Genomic DNA, 3,471 nt, shown 5'->3' with positions numbered 1-3,471 from the left:
GAGTGATCTACCGTCGTTTATTGCTGCTGTTCTGTCCAAAGTGCACATTCTCCAAGGAGGTCATATAAGAGGTAAGTAAGAAAATACGCTCTTGACAGGTTTAATACATATCAGTGTAGTGAGTCCAACGCTTCTTTACATTTGGCTACTTTGACCAAGATGCTCTCAGCGGAAGCACTCCACGTGAACACGTGAGGATTCTGATTGTGATTTCCCAGGTACTCTCGGATCGCAACGATGAGTTCGCGTACATTGCGGAAGCTGCCTCGGCGGATGCGCTTGTCCGTCAAGTCCCTAAACCACCGCTCGACCATGTTCAGTCAAGAACTCGATGTTGGGATGAAATGTAGATGGAAGCGCGGATGCCGTCGTAACCAGGATTTGACACGCGGGTGCTTGTGAGTCCCGTAGTTGTCCACGATGAGATGCAGGGTAAGATGGGCTGGTGTCTCGGTGTCAATCTTCTTGAGAAACCGGATGAACTCTTGATGCCGATGCCGGGGCATGCAGTCACCGATGACTTTCCCGTCAAGCATATTCAGCGCCGCGAACAAGGTGGTCGTGCCGTTGCGTTTGTAGTCGTGCGTCATGGTCCCACAGCGACCCTTCTTCATTGGAAGACCCGGCTGGGTTCGATCAAGAGCCTGGACTTGGCTCTTCTCGTCGACGGAGAGAACCAAGAACTTGTCCGGGGGATTGAGATAAAGTCCAACAACGTCATAAAGCTTCTCGATAAAGTGCTTGTCGCAGCTGACCTTGAAAGTCCGGATAAGATGGAGCTTGAGGCCATATTGCTTCCAAATGCGGCGGATCGTGGATTGGCTGAGCCCTTGTGTCTTTGCCATGATGCGTGTGCTCCAATGGGTCGCATTAGGCGGTTTGGTATGCAGAGTGGCTTCGACAACTGCACGGACTTTGCTCTCCGAAACACTTGGGATACGGCCGGGGCGTGGAGCATCCTTTTCAAGCCCAGCCATTCGCAGGGCGAGGAATCGCTCCCGCCACAATTGGACGGTCGGCCGAGAGATCTCCAACTGTCGTGCGATATCCTCATTCGTGATGCCTTCAGCCGTCATGGTAACGATCCGCGCGCGCTGCACGAGGCGAACAGGCAGGCTTGTTGCGCGCGCCCAAACAATTAGCTTCGACCGTTCCGCGGAAGACAGCAAAATGGGTGGGGCCAAATGCATAATATATCATAGCTGCCATCTTTCCAATTGTCAGCTATTTATGACTCATTACACTAGCAAAATAAGGAGGCAATATGAGACCCATGCCAACGATAAAGAAAGCGATTATCGCAGTAGCCGGTGCGGGGACGAGATTCCTTCCGGCAACAAAGACTATGCCCAAAGAGATGCTGCCGATCGTGGATAAGCCGATTATTCAGCTGGTTGTCGAGGAATTGGTGGAAGCCGGGATACAGGACATTATCCTGGTGACAAAATGGGATAAGAAACCCCTGGAAGACCACTTCGATCACAACTGGGCACTGGCCAATGAATTAAGAGAAGGGGGAAAGCTGAAACAGCTTGAGGAAGTAACACGGATTTCCGAGATGGCTAATTTCGTTTACGTCAGGCAAAAAGGGCCTTATGGCAACGGTACGCCGGTACTGTCTGCCGCCAGCCTGGTCCACAACGAACCGTTTATATATGTTTGGGGTGATGATCTTGTGCAATCCAAGGTATCGTTCACTAAACAGATGATAAAGGATTATCAGGGCCATGGCCACCTGATGATCGGGGTGCAGAAAGTCGAACGAGAGATGGTGAACCGCTATGGGATTGTAAAGTTGCGTCCTGACTCTTCGAAAATCGAAAATATTATAGAAAAACCGTCCATTGATGAGGCACCGTCCCAATTGGCGGATTTCGGGCGGATGATTTTGAATCAGGATATCGTCGATATTCTGAGAGAACTTCCGCTCGGCAAAGACAATGAGCTCTGGATCGTTGATGCAATTCGTCAGTATGTTGAACGTGGGGGGATTTGGCCAAGGAGGTGGATAACGGAGAATGGCTGACTACGGGAGATCCATTGAATTACCTGAAGGCGGTTATAAAATATGCCTTGGCCAGGGCGGATATCGGGAGCGACCTGAAGGATTTCCTCAAAACCTCGGTATGCTAAAATCAGCTGAATAGCTATCCCACTCTTGCCTTCGGTTCATGTTCTTGGTAGCATTCATCATAGGGAACAGTATCGATCCATAGCGTTTTCGCACTCGGTCCTCGCGGCGAGAATATAGCTGCGAGACCAAAGGAGGCACACAGTGGGAGACAAGGGCGGCAAAAAGGACAAAGACAAGGACCGGAAACAGAAGGCGATCAAACACGCAAAAGATCTAAAAGAGAAGAAGGACAAACAACCAAAAAGCGCAGTGAAATAGGGAGCAGGATTCAGCCGATATTTTGTCATATAACCAACGACATTTTTGCCTTTTCGAAGGCAAGAAGATAGGCTCTTTCTGATTCGCTCCAGCTCGGGGAAAGTGGTCTGAAGCAATCGCTTGATTTCGACCTTATGAGCGATAAGCATGTTGCCTACAGATTCCCGCTCCCTGGCAATGTCACGAAAGTCCTGAAGTTCCTGGGACAATGACAATTGGCTGATAGTCTCCTGGTGCACCAGAAGAAACTGGGCGATACTCATGGCGTCTTTTCTGTCAGCCTTGGTCTTTCTCAGGGAAAGCTTCGTGAAGTTTGCAATCGATGGCGGATTGATCACTACAGTTGAAATCCCTTTTGCAATAAGAAAGGAATACAGGTTGATGTGGTAGCAAGCGGTGGATTCAACCGCGACAAGGACTTCCGAGAGGTCTTTGCTGTGCTCTACAATTGCCTTCCACAGCTGTATGACCCTTCTGAATCCATCGTAAATTTCAGGGAAAAGCGTCCTTCGTCGTGACCATCAATCCCCTGTGCCGAAGACACGTCCTTGGCTACATCGACCCCTACGAAAAGCTCTGGCATGGCCCCACCTCCTTGTTTCACCTTTCGACAAGACAGGGTGTGCCTCCCCACCAATCCTCCCGCATTACCAGGGCTCTCCGGCCCAATCATCCTATCATGGCTCAGGGAGGCAGGGAACAGGCTGTAACAAGGGTTCTGTGACCCGGGAAGTAGCAAGTTCTTCTGCCTTACCAATCTTACCTTCTTTATACCATGTTTATTGGCAGGAGGAAGGAAGGTTGCGACAAACACTATTTCTTCGTAGATGAGTGATGTGTCCTGAACTATGCGATGGAAAGACCTCAGAAAGCATGGACCATTTTTTTTCTGCTCCTTCCTGAAGTCCGCAACAATTTCGATTTCTTGAATCGGTTTCTTGCGAGTAAGCGTCATTCATCTGCGCGAGTTGATGAATGACGCGTGAAGAGCTAAGCCGCTGCGCCGATTATGGCGCTTCGATAAGAATCTTCCGGTCTTCTTACAGGATATAGGGATATTTTTTCGGGGGTATAGTTGC

General features: G+C 49.7%; 2 protein-coding genes and 1 pseudogene. 1 reads left to right on the top strand and 2 read right to left on the bottom strand.

All coding sequences use genetic code 11. From position 1 onward, the window contains the following. Positions 1 to 110: 110 nt before the first annotated feature. Positions 111 to 1,190, bottom strand: a pseudogene (locus tag VFG09_15220) (IS630 family transposase). A 74-nt stretch (positions 1,191 to 1,264) separates the two neighbouring features. Here VFG09_15220 and VFG09_15215 point away from each other — a divergent pair. After that, positions 1,265 to 2,026 (top strand): sugar phosphate nucleotidyltransferase, encoded by a 762-nt coding sequence (locus VFG09_15215; GenBank protein ID HET6516502.1) that lies wholly within the window; start codon positions 1,265 to 1,267, stop codon positions 2,024 to 2,026. Between the two features lie 808 nt (positions 2,027 to 2,834). On the opposite strand, the gene VFG09_15210 is transcribed toward VFG09_15215, so the two are convergent. Continuing rightward, complete coding sequence (locus tag VFG09_15210) at positions 2,835 to 2,975, bottom strand: hypothetical protein (protein HET6516501.1); 141 nt, start codon at positions 2,973 to 2,975, stop codon at positions 2,835 to 2,837. Between the last annotated feature and the right edge of the window lie 496 nt (positions 2,976 to 3,471).

It is taken from the genome of Thermodesulfovibrionales bacterium (assembly GCA_035686305.1).
Lineage (GTDB): Bacteria > Nitrospirota > Thermodesulfovibrionia > Thermodesulfovibrionales > UBA9159 > DASRZP01.
The sequence above is the reverse complement of the archived record's forward strand: the minus strand, read 5'-3'. Positions and strand labels throughout refer to the sequence as shown.